We start from the raw sequence: 653 nt of genomic DNA, 5'->3' as shown, positions 1-653 counted from the left end.
GTTGTTGGCAAAGAGTGGCTGATCACTTCCTTCAATCTTTATAATGACTGTTTGTGTCGTGCCATCAACACTTTCGACAACAAATGTGTCAAACAAGCGTTCCTTCTCACCCAAAGAGATGACTTTCGGGTTGTTAGTATTTAGTTCGTATCGCCAGTTGCCGTGTTCATCAATGCTACCAGTGCCATAGTTAGAGCGTGTGGCAATGTCTTCGGCTGCTATAAAGTGAGACTGACCAAAGTCAGGATCATCGATGTTTAGCTTCTGCTCGGCATAAGTTGAAGTGGCTAAGTCGATCGTTTCAGAGTTGTCACCGCTTAAAAAAGGCTTGTCATCGGCGCCAAAAATAGTGATCTTGAGAAGTTGATTAGTACCGTCCACGCTTTTTAGCGGGATTAGGTCATGCAAAGTGTCGTTTTGATGAAGGCTTTTTACTGCGTCTGACTCACTATTGAGCGAATAAGTCCATTCGCCACTAGCGGAAATACTTACAAAGCCGTATGCGCCTTCAACCATGTCTTCAGCCAGCATTTGGGCTTCATCTTGGTCGAGGTCTTTAACAGTAAGCGTGCCGCTGATCGTTTCGGGTCTTTCACCAGGGCTATAGTTACTTAGTGCTGAAACTTCAGCGCTCTTGTCGCCAGAGATTGTTG

The 653-nt window shown here is 45.3% G+C and carries 1 protein-coding gene; it reads right to left on the bottom strand.

Going from position 1 to position 653, the window contains the following annotated elements:
* Nucleotides 1-653 (bottom strand): VCBS domain-containing protein (locus A3761_RS07690; RefSeq protein WP_197472949.1); only part of this gene is annotated, 653 nt, incomplete at both ends.

Source organism: Oleiphilus sp. HI0123 (assembly GCF_001635315.1).
Note: the sequence above shows the minus strand (reverse complement) of the source record. Positions and strands in the feature narration are given on the sequence as shown.